This is a genomic window from Scandinavium sp. NPDC088450 (assembly GCF_044900545.1).
Lineage (GTDB): Bacteria > Pseudomonadota > Gammaproteobacteria > Enterobacterales > Enterobacteriaceae > Scandinavium.
This window is the reverse complement of sequence record NZ_JBJDNI010000016.1, coordinates 1-15,314: the sequence shown is the minus strand read 5'-3', so window position 1 is coordinate 15,314 and position 15,314 is coordinate 1. Positions and strand designations below refer to the sequence as shown.

Sequence of the window (15,314 nt, the reverse complement as noted above, 5' to 3'; positions counted from 1 at the left end):
CAGAATCGCTTCTGCTGCGGTTTTAGAGATGATTAATTTTGCTTATGGCAGACGATTCATCTCTTGTGCAATCGCCTTCGCTTCCTGTTCCCAGGCCTGAGCCAGCAGTTTAACCATCGCATCGTAACCGTCTTGCTGCTGTTTCATCTCAATGTGGAATGGGCGTTTAATCAGCTGTCCACGATGATTCAGAAGCCATTCTCCGCTGACCACCACGGTGCCGTCGTAACGGCCGTGGAAGCCGCTAACGTTGACGTTAAGCGTGTCCTGTTCTGTCCCTAGCGGCTGAGAAGCCACAACCCAACCCGGCAACTGATTGCTCAGGTTCGCCACCAGCGTAGTACGCAACTGCTGATCCAGCGGGCTGGCCCACAGGTTGTTATTAGCAATCACATATTGCACTTCGCTGGTCTGATAGACCACGCCGTTACCCGCGAGATAATCAGGGATATTGACCTGTTCAACCCACAACAGGTGCCCGCCCTGGCTGGCTGTGCTCTGCACGCCAGCCTGAGGCACAGGCAGCTGATAGTAAGTCTTGTTATCACCACTGCTGCTGCACGCGGCCAGCAGACAAGCCATTACCACAGGTAGCCATTTTTTCATTCTTTTGCCCTCTTCGGCTGCGGATCCTTTTTATCCTTCGCTTCAAACACCAACGCGTTGCTCTTATCATTCAGCGTTTTCAGCACAGGCTGCAGTTCACGCAGCACCTGATCCAGACGTTGCATATCCGCCACCATCTTGTTGTACGCCGCGGAGCCCGGCTGGAAGCCCTGCATACTGCGATTCAGCTCACGCAGTGTTTTCTGCATGTCTGCTGGCAAGTCCTGCATCGACTGGCTGCTGGTGATCTTGTTCAGATTGTCGAGCGTCGTCTGAACATGTTTCATCGTCGTCTGGCTTTCTGCCAGGGTGTTGGTTGCCTGCTGAAGCAGCGGGTTGATTGGCAGATTGTTAATCTTATCCAGGGCTTCCATCAGGCGTTGCTGAATTTGCGCCAGACCGCCGCTGACCGTTGGAATAATCGCGTAGCCACCAAATTCACGGAATTTACCGCGTGGTTCGGCTTTCGGATAGAAGTCCAAATCAACGTACAGCGCCCCGGTCACCAGGTTACCCGTTTTCAGCGAGCCACGCAGACCACGATTCATCAATTCATCGATGTGCGCCCGCACATCCGTATCACCGCCAAGCTGATTAATCAGACGCTCTGGTTCAATGCGAATTTGTACCGGAATGCGGTAATCATCATTCAGACGCTGATGCAGTCCTGGGATAAAGAACGGCACTTTCCCGACGGTGCCCAGGCGAATGCCACGGAACTCGACAGGTGCGCCCGGCTGCAGGCCACGAACAGAATCTTTAAAGAACATCACGTAGTCGATGTGCTGCGTGTAGATAGAGTCCTGAATGGTTTTCTGATCGTCAAACAGGTGGTATTCCGTTTTGTTCGCCACCGGTTCGCCGAGATCCAATCCATCTGGCACATCAAAACTCACCCCGCCGCCAAAGAGCGTCGAGAGGGAACCCATTTCAACACGCATGCCCGCCGAGGTCAGATCGACCGCAATACCGCTGTCTTTCCAGAAACGTACGTTGGTCGTCACCAGACGATCGTTTGGCGCATTGATGAACAGCTGATAAATGATATTGCGCTTTTCCGGGTTAAAGTTGCTGGTTTCCACCGAGCCAACGCGATAACCACGGAACAGCACCGGATCACCCGGCGAGAGTTGCCCGGCTTTGTTGCTTTCGAGCAAGATACGAATCCCTTTCGCATCCGGTGGCGCAAGCGGTGGCGAATCCAGCAGCTGGAACTGCGAAGGATTTGATCCTTTGGTTCCCGGCTGAAGTTCGATGTAAGCCCCTGAAAGCAGCGTGCCAAGCCCGCTGATCCCTTCGCGGCCAACCTGTGGCTTCACGACCCAAAAGACCGAGTCACTGTGAAGCAGTTTCTCCATGCCAGAATTAAGGCGGGCCTTAATTTCAACATGCGTCAGATCGTCTGTCAGGGTCGTGCTTTCGATAACGCCTACATCCACGCTGCGGCTCTTGATGCGGGTTTTCCCGCCTTCAATACCTTCAGCATTGGTGGTGATGAGCGTCACTTCCGGACCCTGATGGCTGTAATGATAGAAGAGGATCCACGCGCCAATCAGCGCAGTGACGATGGGAAAGATCCACACCGGCGACCAGTTCTTCACCTTTTGCACTTTGGCCTCTCCACTCTTATTTTCCATGGTGTTACTTTTCCTCATGGCTTGATTCTGGCTCACGATCCCACAGGAGACGCGGGTCGAAGGTCATTGCGGAGAACATGGTCATCACAACCACCAGCGCGAACATCACTGCCCCCATCGCCGGATAAATATTCATCAATCCTCCCATCCGCACCAGTGCTGACAGTACGGCAATTACAAACACATCAATCATTGACCAACGGCCAACAAATTCAACCACCTCATAAATCAGGTGCATCCGCTCACTGTCGCGAGTGCCATTGCCGTTGGCATTCCAGCATAACCAGCCAATAGCCATCATTTTGAGTGTCGGCACCATAATACTGGCGATGAAAATGACCATGGCCACCGGGTACGACCCCTCGCTCCACAGCAACACCACCCCGGCAATAATTGTCGAAGGCAGTTTTTCACCCAGCAGATCAGTAATCATGATCGGCATAATATTGGCAGGCAGATAGAGGATGATGGAGGTGAACAGCAGCGCCAGCGTCCATTGCAGGCTGTGTTTGCGGCGCACGAAACCTTTCGTTTCACAGCGTGGGCAAACAGGTTCATCTGCAGGCAGGATGGCGGTACAGCAGGGGCATGAACGCAGACCCTGACGAATGCCCGTGACACCGACTTTTAAGGGCTGGGCTAGCACAGGCATCGGGGAAATATCATCCCAAAGCCAGCGACGGTCGACACACTGAAAAGCACGCAGTTGCAGCAGACAGAACATACACCAGGGCAAGAAGCTACTGCCCACCCCGATATCGCCGTAAGCCATTAACTTGACGAAGCTCACCAGCACGCCCGCGAGAAAAATCTCGGCCATGCCCCAGCTTTTAAGGTGGAAAAGAATGCGTGCCAGAAAGACCTGCACTTTGACTGGCATAGGCACCCGATTGACCAACATGATGATAGTCACGAGGCAAAACGCAGGCACCAGTTGCACAAACAGCAGGAAAAACGTGCCGAGGCTTGCGTAGTCTTCCGTAAACAGAACTTTCGGGATTTCCAGCAGCTCGATTTCACTGCCGATCCCGCCCACCTTCATGTACACAAAAGGGAACAGGTTCGCCAGTACCAACATAAACAGCGCCACAATGGCATAAGCCGTTGGGCGCTGACGCGGTTCGTCCCATTCCGTGGTGAGCGTCGTACCGCAACGTGGACACGACGCTTTATGTCGGTGTTCAAGGTGCGGTAAGGCCACCAGCAGATCGCATTGTGGGCAGAGGATATGCCCCGCAGCATGATGATCATCGCACATGAACGTTCCTCTAAATTAACCGCCGTTTTTTAACGCTTCCAGCTCTTCCCAGCGCTCAAAAGCCGTTTCCAGTGCTTTCTCTGCTTCTGCCATGGCGCTCAGAACCCCTTGAGTGTGGTCATGAGACTGGCTAAAGAAAGCAGGATCGGCAACCTGGGCCTGCAATCCTTCGAGGTTGGCCTCAAGTTCTTCAAGTCGCTGAGGAAGCTGCTCTAATTCGCGCTGCAGGTTATAGCTTAGTTTGCTACTGGCGCGTTTGACAGTTCCTGCTTTAGGCTGTTCTTTCGGAGTCGTTGTATTGACTGACGATTTTCTCGCCAATGACTGTGACTGCTGACCGCGAGCGTCGTGATACCCCCCGACATACGCGCCAATCTTGCCGTTGCCTTCAAAAATCCAGCATTCGGTGACGGTGTTGTCCACGAACTGACGGTCGTGACTCACCAGCATCACCGTGCCCTGATAGCTGTCGATCAGCTCTTCAAGCAGCTCAAGTGTTTCGACATCCAGGTCGTTCGTCGGTTCATCGAGGATCAACAAGTTACTTGGCTTGAGGAACAAACGGGCCAGCAGCAGACGGTTACGCTCCCCACCGGACAAAGCACGCACCGGCGTCATGGCGCGTTTCGGATGGAACAGGAAGTCCTGCAGGTAGCCCAGCACATGGCGCGACTTACCGTTAACCATCACTTCTTGCTTACCTTCCGCCAGGTTGTCCATCACGGTTTTATCCGGATCGAGTTCTGCGCGGTGCTGGTCGAAATAGGCCACCTCGAGCTTGGTGCCACAGTGAACACGACCGCTGTCGGCCTGAAGTTGGCTGAGCATCAATTTCAGCAGCGTGGTCTTCCCGCAACCGTTCGGGCCAATCAGGGCGATTTTGTCGCCGCGTTGAACCTGAGCAGAGAAGTCTTTCACCAGCACTTTGCCGTCAACCTGATAATTGACATCTTCCATTTCAAAGACGATCTTGCCGCTACGGCTCGCCTCTTCCACTTGCATTCTGGCAGTGCCCATCACTTCGCGACGCTCGCTGCGTTCACGGCGCATGGCTTTCAGGGCACGAACACGGCCTTCGTTACGAGTACGGCGCGCTTTAATTCCCTGACGGATCCACACTTCTTCCTGCGCCAACTTGCGATCGAACTCGGCATTTTGCAGTTCTTCCACTCGCAGGTTTTCTTCTTTCTCAAGCAGATACTGATCGTAGCTACCCGGATAGGTCACCAGCTTGCCGCGATCGAGATCGACAATACGGGTGGCCATATTGCGGATGAACGAACGGTCATGCGAGATAAAGATGATGGTGCCTTTGAAGGTTTTCAGGAACCCTTCCAGCCAGTCGATGGTTTCGATATCGAGGTGGTTAGTCGGTTCATCGAGCAACAGCACACGCGGCCCACTAACCAGCGCACGCCCTAACGCCGCTTTACGCAACCAGCCGCCGGAAAGGGAGCTCAGCGGCATATCAGCGTTCAGGCCCAGCTGTTCCAGTACTTCATTGATACGGCTTTCGAGCTGCCACAGATTGTGGTGATCGAGCAGTTCCTGAAGCTTCGCCATCTCGTTAAGATTTTTGTCGCTTGGGTCTGTCATCACCAGATGTGAAATCTCGTGATAGCGCTTCAGGTATTCTGCCTGCTCTTCAATCCCTTCAGCGATGAAGTCATAGACGCTGCCCTGTACATTACGCGGCGGATCTTGTTGCAGACGAGCAACCACCAGATCCTGTTCGTAAATAATGCGGCCGTCGTCCAGACCCTGTTCACGGTTGAGGATCTTCATCAGCGTGGATTTACCCGCGCCGTTACGCCCGACCAGACAAACGCGCTCGTTATCTTCGATATGCAGTTCTGTGTTGTCCAGGAGCGGTGCATCGCTGAATGACAGCCACGCGCCATGCATGCTAATTAAAGACATTTATTCTTTCCTTCAGGCTGAAGTGATCAGCCAGCAGTTGTGGATCTGACGGTTACGGGCAAAGTCCGGTGAAAGCGTTTTTTGGGTGATTTCTTGTGCTTTCAGGCCAAGTGTTGCCAGACCGTCGTGGTCAAGTTTGAAGCCGCGCTTGTTGTTGGAGAACATGATGGTGCCGCCTTTGCGCAGCAGGCGCTTAAGATCGGTCATCAGCTTCAGGTGATCGCGCTGCACGTCAAACGTGTCTTCCATCCGTTTGGAGTTAGAGAAGGTTGGCGGATCGATAAAGATCAGGTCGAACTGTTCATCGGCGTCACGCAACCAGCCCAGCACATCAGCCTGCAACAGGCGGTGCGGGCGACCCGTTAAGCCGTTAAGGCGCAGGTTGCGTTCCGCCCACTCCAGATACGTACGAGACATATCAACGGTGGTTGTACTGCGCGCGCCGCCGAGACCGGCGTGAACGCTGGCGCTGCCGGTGTAAGAGAACAGGTTAAGAAAATCTTTACCTTTACTCATTTGACCCAGCATACGACGAGCGATTCGGTGGTCAAGGAACAGACCGGTATCGAGATAATCCGTCAGGTTAACCCACAGGCGAGCGTTGTATTCGCTGACCTGCATGAATTCGCCCTTCTCGCTCATCTTCTCGTACTGATTTTTCCCCTTCTGACGTTCACGGGTTTTCAGTACCAGTTTGTTCGGGGCAATGCCCAGTACCGAAATGGTCGCCGCGATGACATCAAACAGGCGATGACGAGCTTTGGTCGCATCAACGGTTTTCGGTGGAGCATATTCCTGAATCACCACCCACTCACCGTAACGGTCAACGGCAACGTTGTATTCCGGCAAATCGGCATCGTACAGGCGGTAGCATTCAATGCCTTCCTGACGCGCCCATTTTTCCAGTTTCTTCATGTTCTTGCGCAGACGGTTGGCATAATCGTCAGCCAGCATGACAGGTGCTGCGCCGTCGGTTTCTGCCAGATGATAGTTTTTCTGCACGCAGTCCAGCGGGCCATTTTTGGCTTTAAACTGGCGTTCGGCACGCAACTGCAGGCAGCTCAGCAAATCAGGTGAAGCGCTGAACAGAGACAAATTCCAGCCGCCAAACTGAGTCTTCATGATACGGCCCAGCAGGTTATGCAAGGCAATCAACGCGGGTTCGCTATCCAGACGCTCACCGTACGGCGGGTTACTGACCACTGTACCGTAAGGGCCTTTCGGCAGCGGATTGCTGAGCTTAGCGACATCTTTCACTTCGAAAGTGATCAGATCGCCAATCCCTGCGCGGCGGGCGTTGCTGCGAGCACGCTCAATCACGCGGCTGTCGATATCCGAACCGTAGAAACGGGATTCATACGCGGCAAGCCCTGCACGCGCACGAGTTTGGGCGTCGGCTTTGACTTCTTGCCAGACGGACTCATCATGCTGCGCCCAGCCTTTAAAGCCCCAGTGACCGCGGTGTAAACCTGGCGCACGGTCAGTTGCCATCATCGCCGCTTCAATCAGCAACGTACCGGACCCGCACATTGGGTCGAGCATCGGCGTGCCCGGCTGCCAGCCAGAACGCATGACGATAGCCGCAGCCAGCGTTTCTTTGATTGGCGCGATACCCGTCGCATCACGATAGCCACGCAGGTGCAGGCCTTCGCCGCTCAAATCGAGAGAAATGTGCGCCACTTCTTTATTCAGACGCACGTTAATACGCACATCCGGGTTTTCTTTATCCACGTTAGGACGCGGCAGGTTTTTGCGGGTGAACGCATCAACGATGGCGTCTTTCACTTTCAACGCCCCGTACTGGCTATTACGAATCTCTTCGTTCACGCCACTGAAATGCACCGCGAAGGTCGCATCCTGATTGAACATCTCTGTCCAGCTGATCGCCTGCACGCCGAGATACAGGTCCAGGTCACTGTAGACCTTGCATTCGCTCAGCGGCATCATGATGCGCGACGCCAGACGGCTCCACATCAGACTCTGGTAGAGCAGTCGCGTGTCTCCCTCAAAGTGGACACCACCCTGAACTACCTGGCAGCCGGTCGCTCCCAGTCCTTCAAGTTCAGTTTTTAACAGCTCTTCCAGCCCGCGGGCTGTACTGGCAAACAGAGAATTCATATCGTCACTTATTACTCACAGAAAATTGTTGCGCATTATAGCGAATATAGGCTTCATAGAGGGCGACTTTTTTTCTTTACAGAGGACAACGGAATGGCGACGTTATCACGGCTCTTTATCCATCCAGTTAAATCGATGCGGGGGATAGGCGTCACGCACGCGCTGGCCGATATCAGCGGGATGAGTTTTGACCGTATTTTCATGGTAACGGAACCTGATGGAACGTTTATCACCGCTCGCCAGTATCCACAGATGGTGCGCTTCACGCCCGTTCCTGTTCATGATGGGCTGCATCTCACTGCACCTGATGGCAGCTCGGCGGTAGTGCGTTTTGATGACTTTACGGCGGAAGCCTCACCGACTGAAGTCTGGGGTAATCACTTCACGGCTCGTATTGCCCCTGAATCCATCAACCTTTGGCTTACCGGCTTTTTCAAACGCGATGTTCAGCTGCGCTGGGTCGGCGCGCAGCCGTCGCGTCGGGTGAAACGCTTTGATGCCGTTCCGCTGTCGTTCGCCGATGGTTTTCCTTATTTGCTCACTACTGAAGCCTCGCTGCGTGATTTGCAGAACAAATGCCCGGCCAGCGTGCAGATGGAACAGTTTCGCCCGAACCTGGTCGTGACGGGCACAAAAGCGTGGGAAGAAGACACCTGGAAAGTCGTGCGCATTGGCGAAGTCGTGTTTGATGTGGTAAAACCTTGCAGCCGCTGCGTGTTCACGACGGTCAGCCCGGAAAGGGGACAAAAACACCCGTCTGGCGAACCCCTCACAACACTACAAAGCTTCCGTACCGCGCTGGACAATGGCGATGTCGATTTCGGGCAAAACCTGATTGCCCGCAACAGCGGTGTGGTGCGAGTCGGTGACGAAGTGGAGATTCTGCAAATTGGCCCGGGAAAACTCTACGGCGCAGGTGAAACGGAAGAGAGATTTGAGCTTGATGTCACCACCGATAAGCTGGTCGATATCGACTGGCAGGGTGAAGTGTTCAAAGGGAATAACCAACAGGTTTTACTGGAACAACTGGAACAGCAAGGCATTCGCGTGCCCTACTCTTGCCGAGCCGGGATTTGCGGCAGTTGCCGAATTACATTGCTGGAAGGAGAAGTCAGCCCGTTGAAAAAGAGCTCTGTCGCGGAAGATGGCACCATTCTGTGCTGTAGCTGCGTGCCGAAAACCGCCCTGAGACTGGCGCGTTAAACCGCCTGGCCGTAGCTGAGACTGTCCATCAGCGGCTGCGGCTGAAGTCTGTCATTCATCACTTTAATCGCATCGCCCAACTGCATGGTACGACCGGCAAGCATCAACCCCGGTTGTGCCAGCAAACAAAGCGCGGCGTTATCACCCGGTTCAACAACCAGCAGATTCACTCGCTCACCGGAATCGCTCAGCCACACCTGTGCGGCGTCGCCGGTTACCGGTTGCCAGTTTTCACCGTGCGCGACGAAGTGCCAGCTTTTTGGCATTTGCGGTTTAAGGAAACGGATGGCCACCAGCGCATTAAGAATCAGCTCAGCGCGATGTTCTTTGGACAATTCGAGGTCACGGCATTTTTCTTCAAACGAGAAGTAGAGAGCGGCGTCATCAACACAAAAGCCTGTTGGATCAAAGGCATCCGGTGTCAGCATCCGGCGAGCATAACGCGAACGAAATAACATGCCATTGGCTAAATCGAGCATCATTCGATCATGCTCTTCATCGAAATACCAGCGCCAGTTATCGTCAGGTTTAATTCGCATTTCTCTCCCCCGTCCTCATAGGCATCCTGTGCCTGGAACAACATAATCCCGTTTCGTTATTTGCCTGAATTAAGAAAAGACCATAAAGTTTAATTTAGCAACATTTGGGGAATATAAAACAACCAGGGCAGGAAATAAAGCCCTGGTTGAAAATTGCGCAGGAAAGATTAGATGTGGGTAACGATTTCTTTAATCAAAGGTGGGCCTTTAAAAATAAACCCGGAATAGATCTGAACCAGCGTAGCACCTGCCGCCATTTTCTCGCGGGCTGCCATCACAGAATCGATGCCGCCTACGCCAATAATTGGCAAACTGCCTTTTAATTCTTCGGATAACCGGCGAATAATTTCTGTGCTTTTTAACTGTAATGGACGACCACTTAAGCCACCCATTTCATCGCAATGTTTCATTCCCTGAACGAGAGAACGATCGAGTGTGGTATTGGTCGCAATAACACCATCGATATTATGGCGAACTAAACTGTCAGCCACCTGGATCAATTCTTCGAATGAAAGATCCGGTGCGATCTTTACCGCCACAGGAACATATTTATGGTGGATCGCCTGGAGTTCTTGTTGTTTATTTTTAATCGCTGAAAGCAGATCGTCGAGCGCTTCACCATATTGTAAGGTGCGCAGGCCTGGGGTATTTGGCGAAGAGATGTTGATCGCAATATAACCGGCATAAGCATAGACTTTTTCCATACAAATCAGATAGTCATCTTTACCGTGCTCAACAGGCGTATCTTTATTCTTACCAATATTAATGCCCAGAATACCGTCAAAATGCGCCTTTTTAACATTCTCAACCAGGTTATCTACGCCATGGTTATTGAAGCCCATGCGGTTGATCAACCCTTCGGCATCGACCAGGCGGAAGATCCTCGGCTTGTCATTACCCGGCTGCGGACGTGGCGTGACGGTGCCCACTTCAATCGAACCGAAACCCATTGCGCCTAAGGCATCAATGCACTCTCCGTTCTTGTCGAGACCCGCTGCCAATCCAAGGGGATTTTTAAACGTCAGCCCCATACAGGTGACCGGCTTTGACGGCACTTTTTGGCGGACTAACGCTTCGAGTGGCGTACCGGTGACACGGCGTAATTGCTGAAAAGTCAATTCATGAGCGCGCTCTGGATCGAGCTGGAATAGGGCTTTACGAACGAAGGGGTAGTACATGAACTCTCCTGGATTCCCGGTGTGCAAACCGGGGGCGTATTATGGGTGATCTCACCGTGAAAGGGAATTGACCTGCGGCAAAAAAACACGGTTCTACGCAAACGTTGTCTTATTTGCAGTTTTCAGCAAACCAGTGCCGGATAAATCATTTAGCGATCGCCTGCCCCTCTGCGACACTCCGAACAAATGTTATCAATGTTAGATAAAAGCAAACATTTGGTTATAAGGAGCGATTATGCGTGTCATCACGATAGCGGGCAGCCCGCGCTTTCCTTCCCGATCCAGCGCCTTGCTGGAATATGCCAGAGAAAAACTGTCGGCAGTGGATGTCGAAGTCTGCCACTGGCATCTGCAAAACTTTGAACCAGAAGACCTGCTCTTTGCCCGATTCGACAGCCCTGCCCTGCAGGCGCTCATCGAACAACTGGGGCATGCTGATGGTCTGATTGTGTCGACGCCTGTCTATAAGGCTTCTTTTTCTGGCGCGCTAAAAACCTTACTCGATTTACTTCCAGAGCGAGCCCTTGAAGGCAAAGTTGTTTTACCACTGGCAACCGGTGGCACCGTGGCACATATGCTGGCGGTGGATTACGCGCTGAAACCTGTGCTCAGTGCACTGAAAGCTCAGGAAATCCTGCACGGCGTGTTCGCCGACGACAGTCAGGTTCAGGATTATCAGCATAAGCCACAGTTCAGTCCCAATCTTGAAAAACGCCTCGACAGTGCGCTGGAAACCTTCTGGCAAGCCCTGCATCGCCGTGATATTCGCGTCCCGGCTTTCCATTTAAAGCAAGGAGTCGCCCATGTTTAATCTGTTTCGCCCTCGTTTTCGTAGCCTTGCCCTGAGTGGATTACTCACGCTTTCCGCGTGGAGTCACGCCGCGGAGCCTGCTCCTGAAGCGTTACGCATTGGCTACCAAAAAGGCAGCGTGAGTATGGTACTGGCGAAAAGCCACGAGCTGCTGGAAAAACGCTATCCGAACACCAAAATTTCGTGGGTGGAGTTTCCTGCTGGCCCACAAATGCTGGAAGCGCTTAACGTTGGCAGTATTGATCTCGGCAGCACGGGCGATATTCCTCCTATTTTTGCTCAGGCCGCTGGGGCGGATTTGGTGTACGTAGGGGCTGAACCCGCCAAGCCGAAAGCTGAAGTTATCCTGGTGCCGGAAAACAGCCCCATCAAAACCGTGGCCGATCTGAAAGGCCATAAAGTTGCCTTCCAGAAAGGCTCCAGTTCACACAACCTGCTGCTGCGCGCACTGCAACTGGCAGGCCTGAAGTTTACGGATATTCAGCCCACTTACCTGACACCGGCAGATGCTCGCGCAGCCTTTCAGCAAGGCAATGTCGACGCCTGGGCAATTTGGGACCCGTACTATTCTGCCGCGTTGCTGCAAGGCGGTGTCCGTGTGCTGACCGATGGTAGTGAGCTGAAGCAAACCGGTTCGTTCTATCTGGCCTCGCGTCCTTACGCTGAAAAGAACGGGGCCTTTATTGAAGGTGTGCTCGATACCTTCACCCAGGCGGATGCACTCACAATCAGCCAACGTCAGCAGAGCACTGAACTGCTGGCCAAAACGATGGGGCTGCCGGAAGCGGTGATCGCCAGTTACCTCAGCCACCGTCCGCCGACTTCAATTACGCCAGTCAGCGATGAAACCGCACGTCGCCAGCAACAAACCGCTGATCTGTTTTACGAAAATCGCCTCGTCCCGAAAAAGGTCGATATCAAAAGCCGTATCTGGCAACCCACTTCTGCCCAGGGAGCAAAATCATGAGTCTGAATATGTTCTGGTTTTTACCGACCCACGGTGACGGTCACTATCTCGGCAGCGACGATAATGCTCGCCCTGTCGATCATAGCTATCTGCAACAAATTGCTCAGACGGCGGACAGGCTTGGCTTTACCGGTGTGTTGATCCCAACAGGACGTTCCTGCGAAGACGCCTGGCTGGTAGCAGCCTCAATGATCCCGGTAACCCAGCGCCTGAAATTCCTGGTCGCGCTACGCCCAAGTGTGATTTCCCCTACTGTTGCCGCGCGTCAGGCCGCAACGCTGGATCGTTTATCTAACGGCCGTGCCTTGTTCAATTTAGTTACAGGCAGCGACCCGCAAGAACTGGCCGCTGATGGTGTGTTCCTTGACCACACCGAACGTTATGAGGCATCGGCGGAATTCACCCATATCTGGCGACGTTTGCTGGAAGGTGAAACGGTCGATTTCGACGGTAAATACCAGAAAGTACAAGGGGCAAAATTGTTGTTCCCGCCGGTACAGCAGCCTCGTCCCCCGCTTTACTTTGGCGGGTCTTCGGATGTCGCACAGGAACTGGCTGCGGAACAAGTTGATCTCTATCTGACCTGGGGTGAGCCACCAGAACAGGTGAAAGAGAAAATCGCCCAGGTTCGTGAGAAAGCGGTAAAGCACGGGCGAAAAGTACGTTTTGGCATTCGCCTGCATGTGATTGTGCGTGAAACCAACGCCGAAGCCTGGGCCGCAGCCGACCGTCTGATCTCGCGACTCGACGATGACACGATATCCAAAGCACAAGCTGCGTTCGCCCGTACCGATTCTGTCGGGCAACAACGAATGGCTGCCCTACACGGCGGACGGCGCGAGAAACTCGAAATCAGCCCAAATCTGTGGGCGGGAGTTGGCCTGGTTCGCGGCGGCGCTGGGACGGCTTTAGTCGGCGATGGCCCAACGGTGGCTGCGCGTATCAATGAATATGCGGCACTCGGCATCGACAGCTTTGTGCTTTCCGGTTATCCGCATCTGGAAGAAGCCTGGAAAGTGGGTGAATTGTTGTTCCCTCACTTAGATGTCGCGATCCCTGAAGTGCCTCAGCCGCCTGCGTTGCAGATTCAGGGTGAGGCAGTCGCCAACGAATTCATCCCGCGCAAAGTCGCGCAGAGTTAAGGAGAGCCTATGGCAACGCCTGCTAATAAATGGCTGCTGCGCGTTGCCCCCTGGCTGCTGCCGGTGGGCATCGTTGTAGTCTGGCAAATCGCCTCCTCAACAGGCTGGCTCTCAAACCGGATTTTGCCTTCGCCGGAGGGCGTGGTCGAAGCTTTCTGGACCCTTTCCGCCAGCGGTGAACTGTGGCAACACCTGGCGATCAGCTCCTGGCGCGCGCTGATAGGCTTTTCCATTGGTGGCTCAATTGGCCTGGTGCTTGGCCTTATCAGCGGACTTTCCCGTTGGGGAGAAAGGCTGCTGGACACCTCGATTCAGATGCTTCGCAACGTGCCGCATCTGGCGCTGATCCCGCTGGTCATTCTGTGGTTTGGCATTGATGAGAGTGCGAAGATTTTTCTGGTCGCCCTCGGCACGCTGTTCCCGATTTACATCAACACCTGGCACGGCATTCGTAATATTGACCGTGGGCTGGTTGAAATGGCAAGAAGCTACGGGCTGTCAGGTTTTGCCCTGTTCTGGCATGTAATCCTGCCGGGTGCCCTGCCCTCCACCATGGTCGGTGTCCGCTTTGCCCTCGGCCTGATGTGGCTGACGCTGATTGTTGCGGAGACCATTTCAGCAAACTCAGGCATTGGTTATCTGGCCATGAATGCGCGTGAATTCCTGCAAACCGACGTGGTGGTGGTCGCCATCATCCTCTACGCGCTGTTGGGTAAACTCGCGGATGTTAGCGCGCAGCTGCTGGAACGCGTCTGGCTGCGCTGGAACCCTGCTTATCAACTGAAGGAGGCCACGGTATGAATACGGCACGCCTGAATCCCGGTATTCCTTTATTGCTGAACAACATCGGCAAACAGTACGGCAATAATGTTGTATTGAATGATCTCGACCTGCATATTCCCGCCGGTCAGTTTGTGGCGGTAGTCGGTCGCAGTGGCGGTGGAAAGAGCACGCTTTTACGCTTATTGGCTTGGCTGGAAAAACCTAATCGCGGTGAATTGCTGGCAGGGAATGGGCCGCTCGCAGCCAGTCAACAGGAGACAAGGCTGATGTTCCAGGATGCACGCCTGCTGCCGTGGAAATCGGTTATCGATAATGTTGGCCTGGGTTTGAAAGGCAACTGGCGAAACGATGCGCTTGCTGCTCTGGCGGCCGTAGGATTGGAAGAACGTGCAGGTGAGTGGCCTGCTGCTTTGTCCGGCGGACAAAAACAGCGCGTGGCGCTGGCAAGAGCGCTGATCCATCGCCCCGGTTTGCTATTGCTGGACGAACCGCTCGGCGCACTGGATGCCCTAACCCGGCTGGAAATGCAGGATCTGATTGAGTCGTTATGGCAGGAACAAGGGTTCACCGTTTTGCTGGTGACGCATGATGTGAGCGAAGCGGTGGCGATGGCCGATCGGGTGCTGCTTATAGAAGAAGGAAAGATCGGGTTAGATCTGACGATTGATCTGCCACGCCCTCGCCGAAAAGGCTCGGTACGTCTGGCAGAACTGGAGGCTGAGGTGTTGAATCGGGTGATGAAACGCGGGGCTGAGGAACAACAGGTAAAACGTTTTAGATCGGCTAATGCCTGATGCCCTCTCCCCGACCCTCTCCCACAGGGCGAGGGAGAAAATCAAAACCTGCACCTTACGATCCCCTCTCACAGGACGAGGGAGAAAATCAAAACCTGCACCTTACGATCCCCTCTCACAGGGCGAGGGAGAAAATCAAAACCCGCACCTTACGATCCCCTCTCACAGGATGAGGGAGAAAATCAAAACCCGCACCTTACGATCCCCTCCCACAGGACGAGGGAGAAAATCAAAACCCGCACCTTACGATCCCCTCTCCCTGAGGGCTGAGGTATCCCCACAAAAGTGAAAAGCACGATGAAGTGTGATCTACTGGTTGCGCTAACAAAACAGAAGAGACCTCATCGTGCCTTTACAG

General features: G+C 53.7%; 12 protein-coding genes and 1 pseudogene. 6 read left to right on the top strand and 7 right to left on the bottom strand.

Annotated elements, in window-relative coordinates; all coding sequences use genetic code 11:
- Positions 1-42: 42 nt before the first annotated feature.
- Genes pqiC through rlmKL form a run of 5 tightly spaced genes read right to left on the bottom strand, consistent with a single transcriptional unit; the run spans position 43 to position 7,539 of the window.
- The gene (gene pqiC, locus ACI2I2_RS14840) at positions 43-606 is read right to left on the bottom strand and encodes a membrane integrity-associated transporter subunit PqiC (protein WP_404658588.1); all 564 of its coding nucleotides are present in this window, start codon (positions 604-606) and stop codon (positions 43-45) included.
- Positions 603-2,243: an intermembrane transport protein PqiB gene (gene pqiB / locus ACI2I2_RS14835; protein WP_404658587.1), complete on the bottom strand. Its 1,641-nt coding sequence runs from the start codon at positions 2,241-2,243 to the stop codon at positions 603-605. The genes pqiC and pqiB overlap by 4 nt, the downstream gene beginning before the upstream one ends.
- 4 nt (positions 2,244-2,247) lie before the next feature.
- Positions 2,248-3,501, bottom strand: a complete 1,254-nt coding sequence (pqiA, locus tag ACI2I2_RS14830) for a membrane integrity-associated transporter subunit PqiA (protein WP_404658586.1) — start codon at positions 3,499-3,501, stop codon at positions 2,248-2,250.
- Between the two features lie 15 nt (positions 3,502-3,516).
- The gene (locus tag ACI2I2_RS14825; protein WP_404658585.1) at positions 3,517-5,421 is read right to left on the bottom strand and encodes an ABC transporter ATP-binding protein; all 1,905 of its coding nucleotides are present in this window, start codon (positions 5,419-5,421) and stop codon (positions 3,517-3,519) included.
- A gap of 12 nt (positions 5,422-5,433) precedes the next feature.
- On the bottom strand, positions 5,434-7,539 hold the full coding sequence (gene rlmKL / locus ACI2I2_RS14820) for a bifunctional 23S rRNA (guanine(2069)-N(7))-methyltransferase RlmK/23S rRNA (guanine(2445)-N(2))-methyltransferase RlmL (RefSeq protein WP_404658584.1): 2,106 nt from the start codon (positions 7,537-7,539) through the stop codon (positions 5,434-5,436).
- Between the two features lie 93 nt (positions 7,540-7,632).
- On the opposite strand from rlmKL, the gene ACI2I2_RS14815 reads away from it, so the two are divergent.
- Entirely contained in the window at positions 7,633-8,742 is a 1,110-nt protein-coding gene (locus ACI2I2_RS14815; RefSeq protein ID WP_404658583.1) for a YcbX family protein, read from the top strand.
- Here the strand turns inward: ACI2I2_RS14815 and zapC are convergent.
- Together zapC and pyrD are read right to left on the bottom strand one after the other, a co-directional pair.
- Entirely contained in the window at positions 8,739-9,281 is a 543-nt protein-coding gene (gene zapC / locus ACI2I2_RS14810) for a cell division protein ZapC (protein WP_330984340.1), read from the bottom strand. The two genes, ACI2I2_RS14815 and zapC, sit on opposite strands and share 4 nt — an antisense overlap.
- A 167-nt stretch (positions 9,282-9,448) precedes the next feature.
- Positions 9,449-10,459, bottom strand: coding sequence for a quinone-dependent dihydroorotate dehydrogenase (gene pyrD / locus ACI2I2_RS14805; protein ID WP_404658582.1), 1,011 nt, complete (start codon positions 10,457-10,459; stop codon positions 9,449-9,451).
- A gap of 235 nt (positions 10,460-10,694) precedes the next feature.
- Here pyrD and ssuE point away from each other — a divergent pair, with 235 nt between their 5' ends.
- From ssuE to ssuB, 5 genes and pseudogenes are all read left to right on the top strand, one after another.
- Positions 10,695-11,270: an NADPH-dependent FMN reductase gene (gene ssuE, locus ACI2I2_RS14800; protein ID WP_404658581.1), complete on the top strand. Its 576-nt coding sequence runs from the start codon at positions 10,695-10,697 to the stop codon at positions 11,268-11,270.
- Positions 11,263-12,274, top strand: a pseudogene (locus ACI2I2_RS14795) (sulfonate ABC transporter substrate-binding protein). The gene ssuE and the pseudogene ACI2I2_RS14795 overlap by 8 nt, the downstream one beginning before the upstream one ends.
- Positions 12,234-13,379 (top strand): FMNH2-dependent alkanesulfonate monooxygenase, encoded by a 1,146-nt coding sequence (gene ssuD / locus ACI2I2_RS14790; protein WP_404658580.1) that lies wholly within the window; start codon positions 12,234-12,236, stop codon positions 13,377-13,379. Before ACI2I2_RS14795 ends, ssuD begins: the two are co-directional and overlap by 41 nt.
- A gap of 9 nt (positions 13,380-13,388) precedes the next feature.
- Positions 13,389-14,180 (top strand): aliphatic sulfonate ABC transporter permease SsuC, encoded by a 792-nt coding sequence (ssuC, locus tag ACI2I2_RS14785; protein WP_404658579.1) that lies wholly within the window; start codon positions 13,389-13,391, stop codon positions 14,178-14,180.
- Complete coding sequence (gene ssuB, locus ACI2I2_RS14780; protein WP_404658578.1) at positions 14,177-14,956, top strand: aliphatic sulfonates ABC transporter ATP-binding protein; 780 nt, start codon at positions 14,177-14,179, stop codon at positions 14,954-14,956. Before ssuC ends, ssuB begins: the two co-directional genes overlap by 4 nt.
- Positions 14,957-15,314 lie beyond the last annotated feature (358 nt).

Excerpts from the sequence above, each read along its gene's own strand:
- pyrD (WP_404658582.1), bottom strand. The coding sequence starts at position 10,459 with ATGTACTACCCCTTCGTTCGTAAAGCCCTATTCCAGCTCGATCCAGAG.
- ssuE (WP_404658581.1), top strand. The coding sequence starts at position 10,695 with ATGCGTGTCATCACGATAGCGGGCAGCCCGCGCTTTCCTTCCCGATCC.
- ssuC (WP_404658579.1), top strand. The coding sequence starts at position 13,389 with ATGGCAACGCCTGCTAATAAATGGCTGCTGCGCGTTGCCCCCTGGCTG.
- pqiB (WP_404658587.1), bottom strand. The coding sequence starts at position 2,243 with ATGGAAAATAAGAGTGGAGAGGCCAAAGTGCAAAAGGTGAAGAACTGG.
- zapC (WP_330984340.1), bottom strand. The coding sequence starts at position 9,281 with ATGCGAATTAAACCTGACGATAACTGGCGCTGGTATTTCGATGAAGAG.
- pqiC (WP_404658588.1), bottom strand. The coding sequence starts at position 606 with ATGAAAAAATGGCTACCTGTGGTAATGGCTTGTCTGCTGGCCGCGTGC.
- ACI2I2_RS14815 (WP_404658583.1), top strand. The coding sequence starts at position 7,633 with ATGGCGACGTTATCACGGCTCTTTATCCATCCAGTTAAATCGATGCGG.
- ssuB (WP_404658578.1), top strand. The coding sequence starts at position 14,177 with ATGAATACGGCACGCCTGAATCCCGGTATTCCTTTATTGCTGAACAAC.
- ssuD (WP_404658580.1), top strand. The coding sequence starts at position 12,234 with ATGAGTCTGAATATGTTCTGGTTTTTACCGACCCACGGTGACGGTCAC.
- ACI2I2_RS14825 (WP_404658585.1), bottom strand. The coding sequence starts at position 5,421 with ATGTCTTTAATTAGCATGCATGGCGCGTGGCTGTCATTCAGCGATGCA.
- rlmKL (WP_404658584.1), bottom strand. The coding sequence starts at position 7,539 with ATGAATTCTCTGTTTGCCAGTACAGCCCGCGGGCTGGAAGAGCTGTTA.
- pqiA (WP_404658586.1), bottom strand. The coding sequence starts at position 3,501 with ATGTGCGATGATCATCATGCTGCGGGGCATATCCTCTGCCCACAATGC.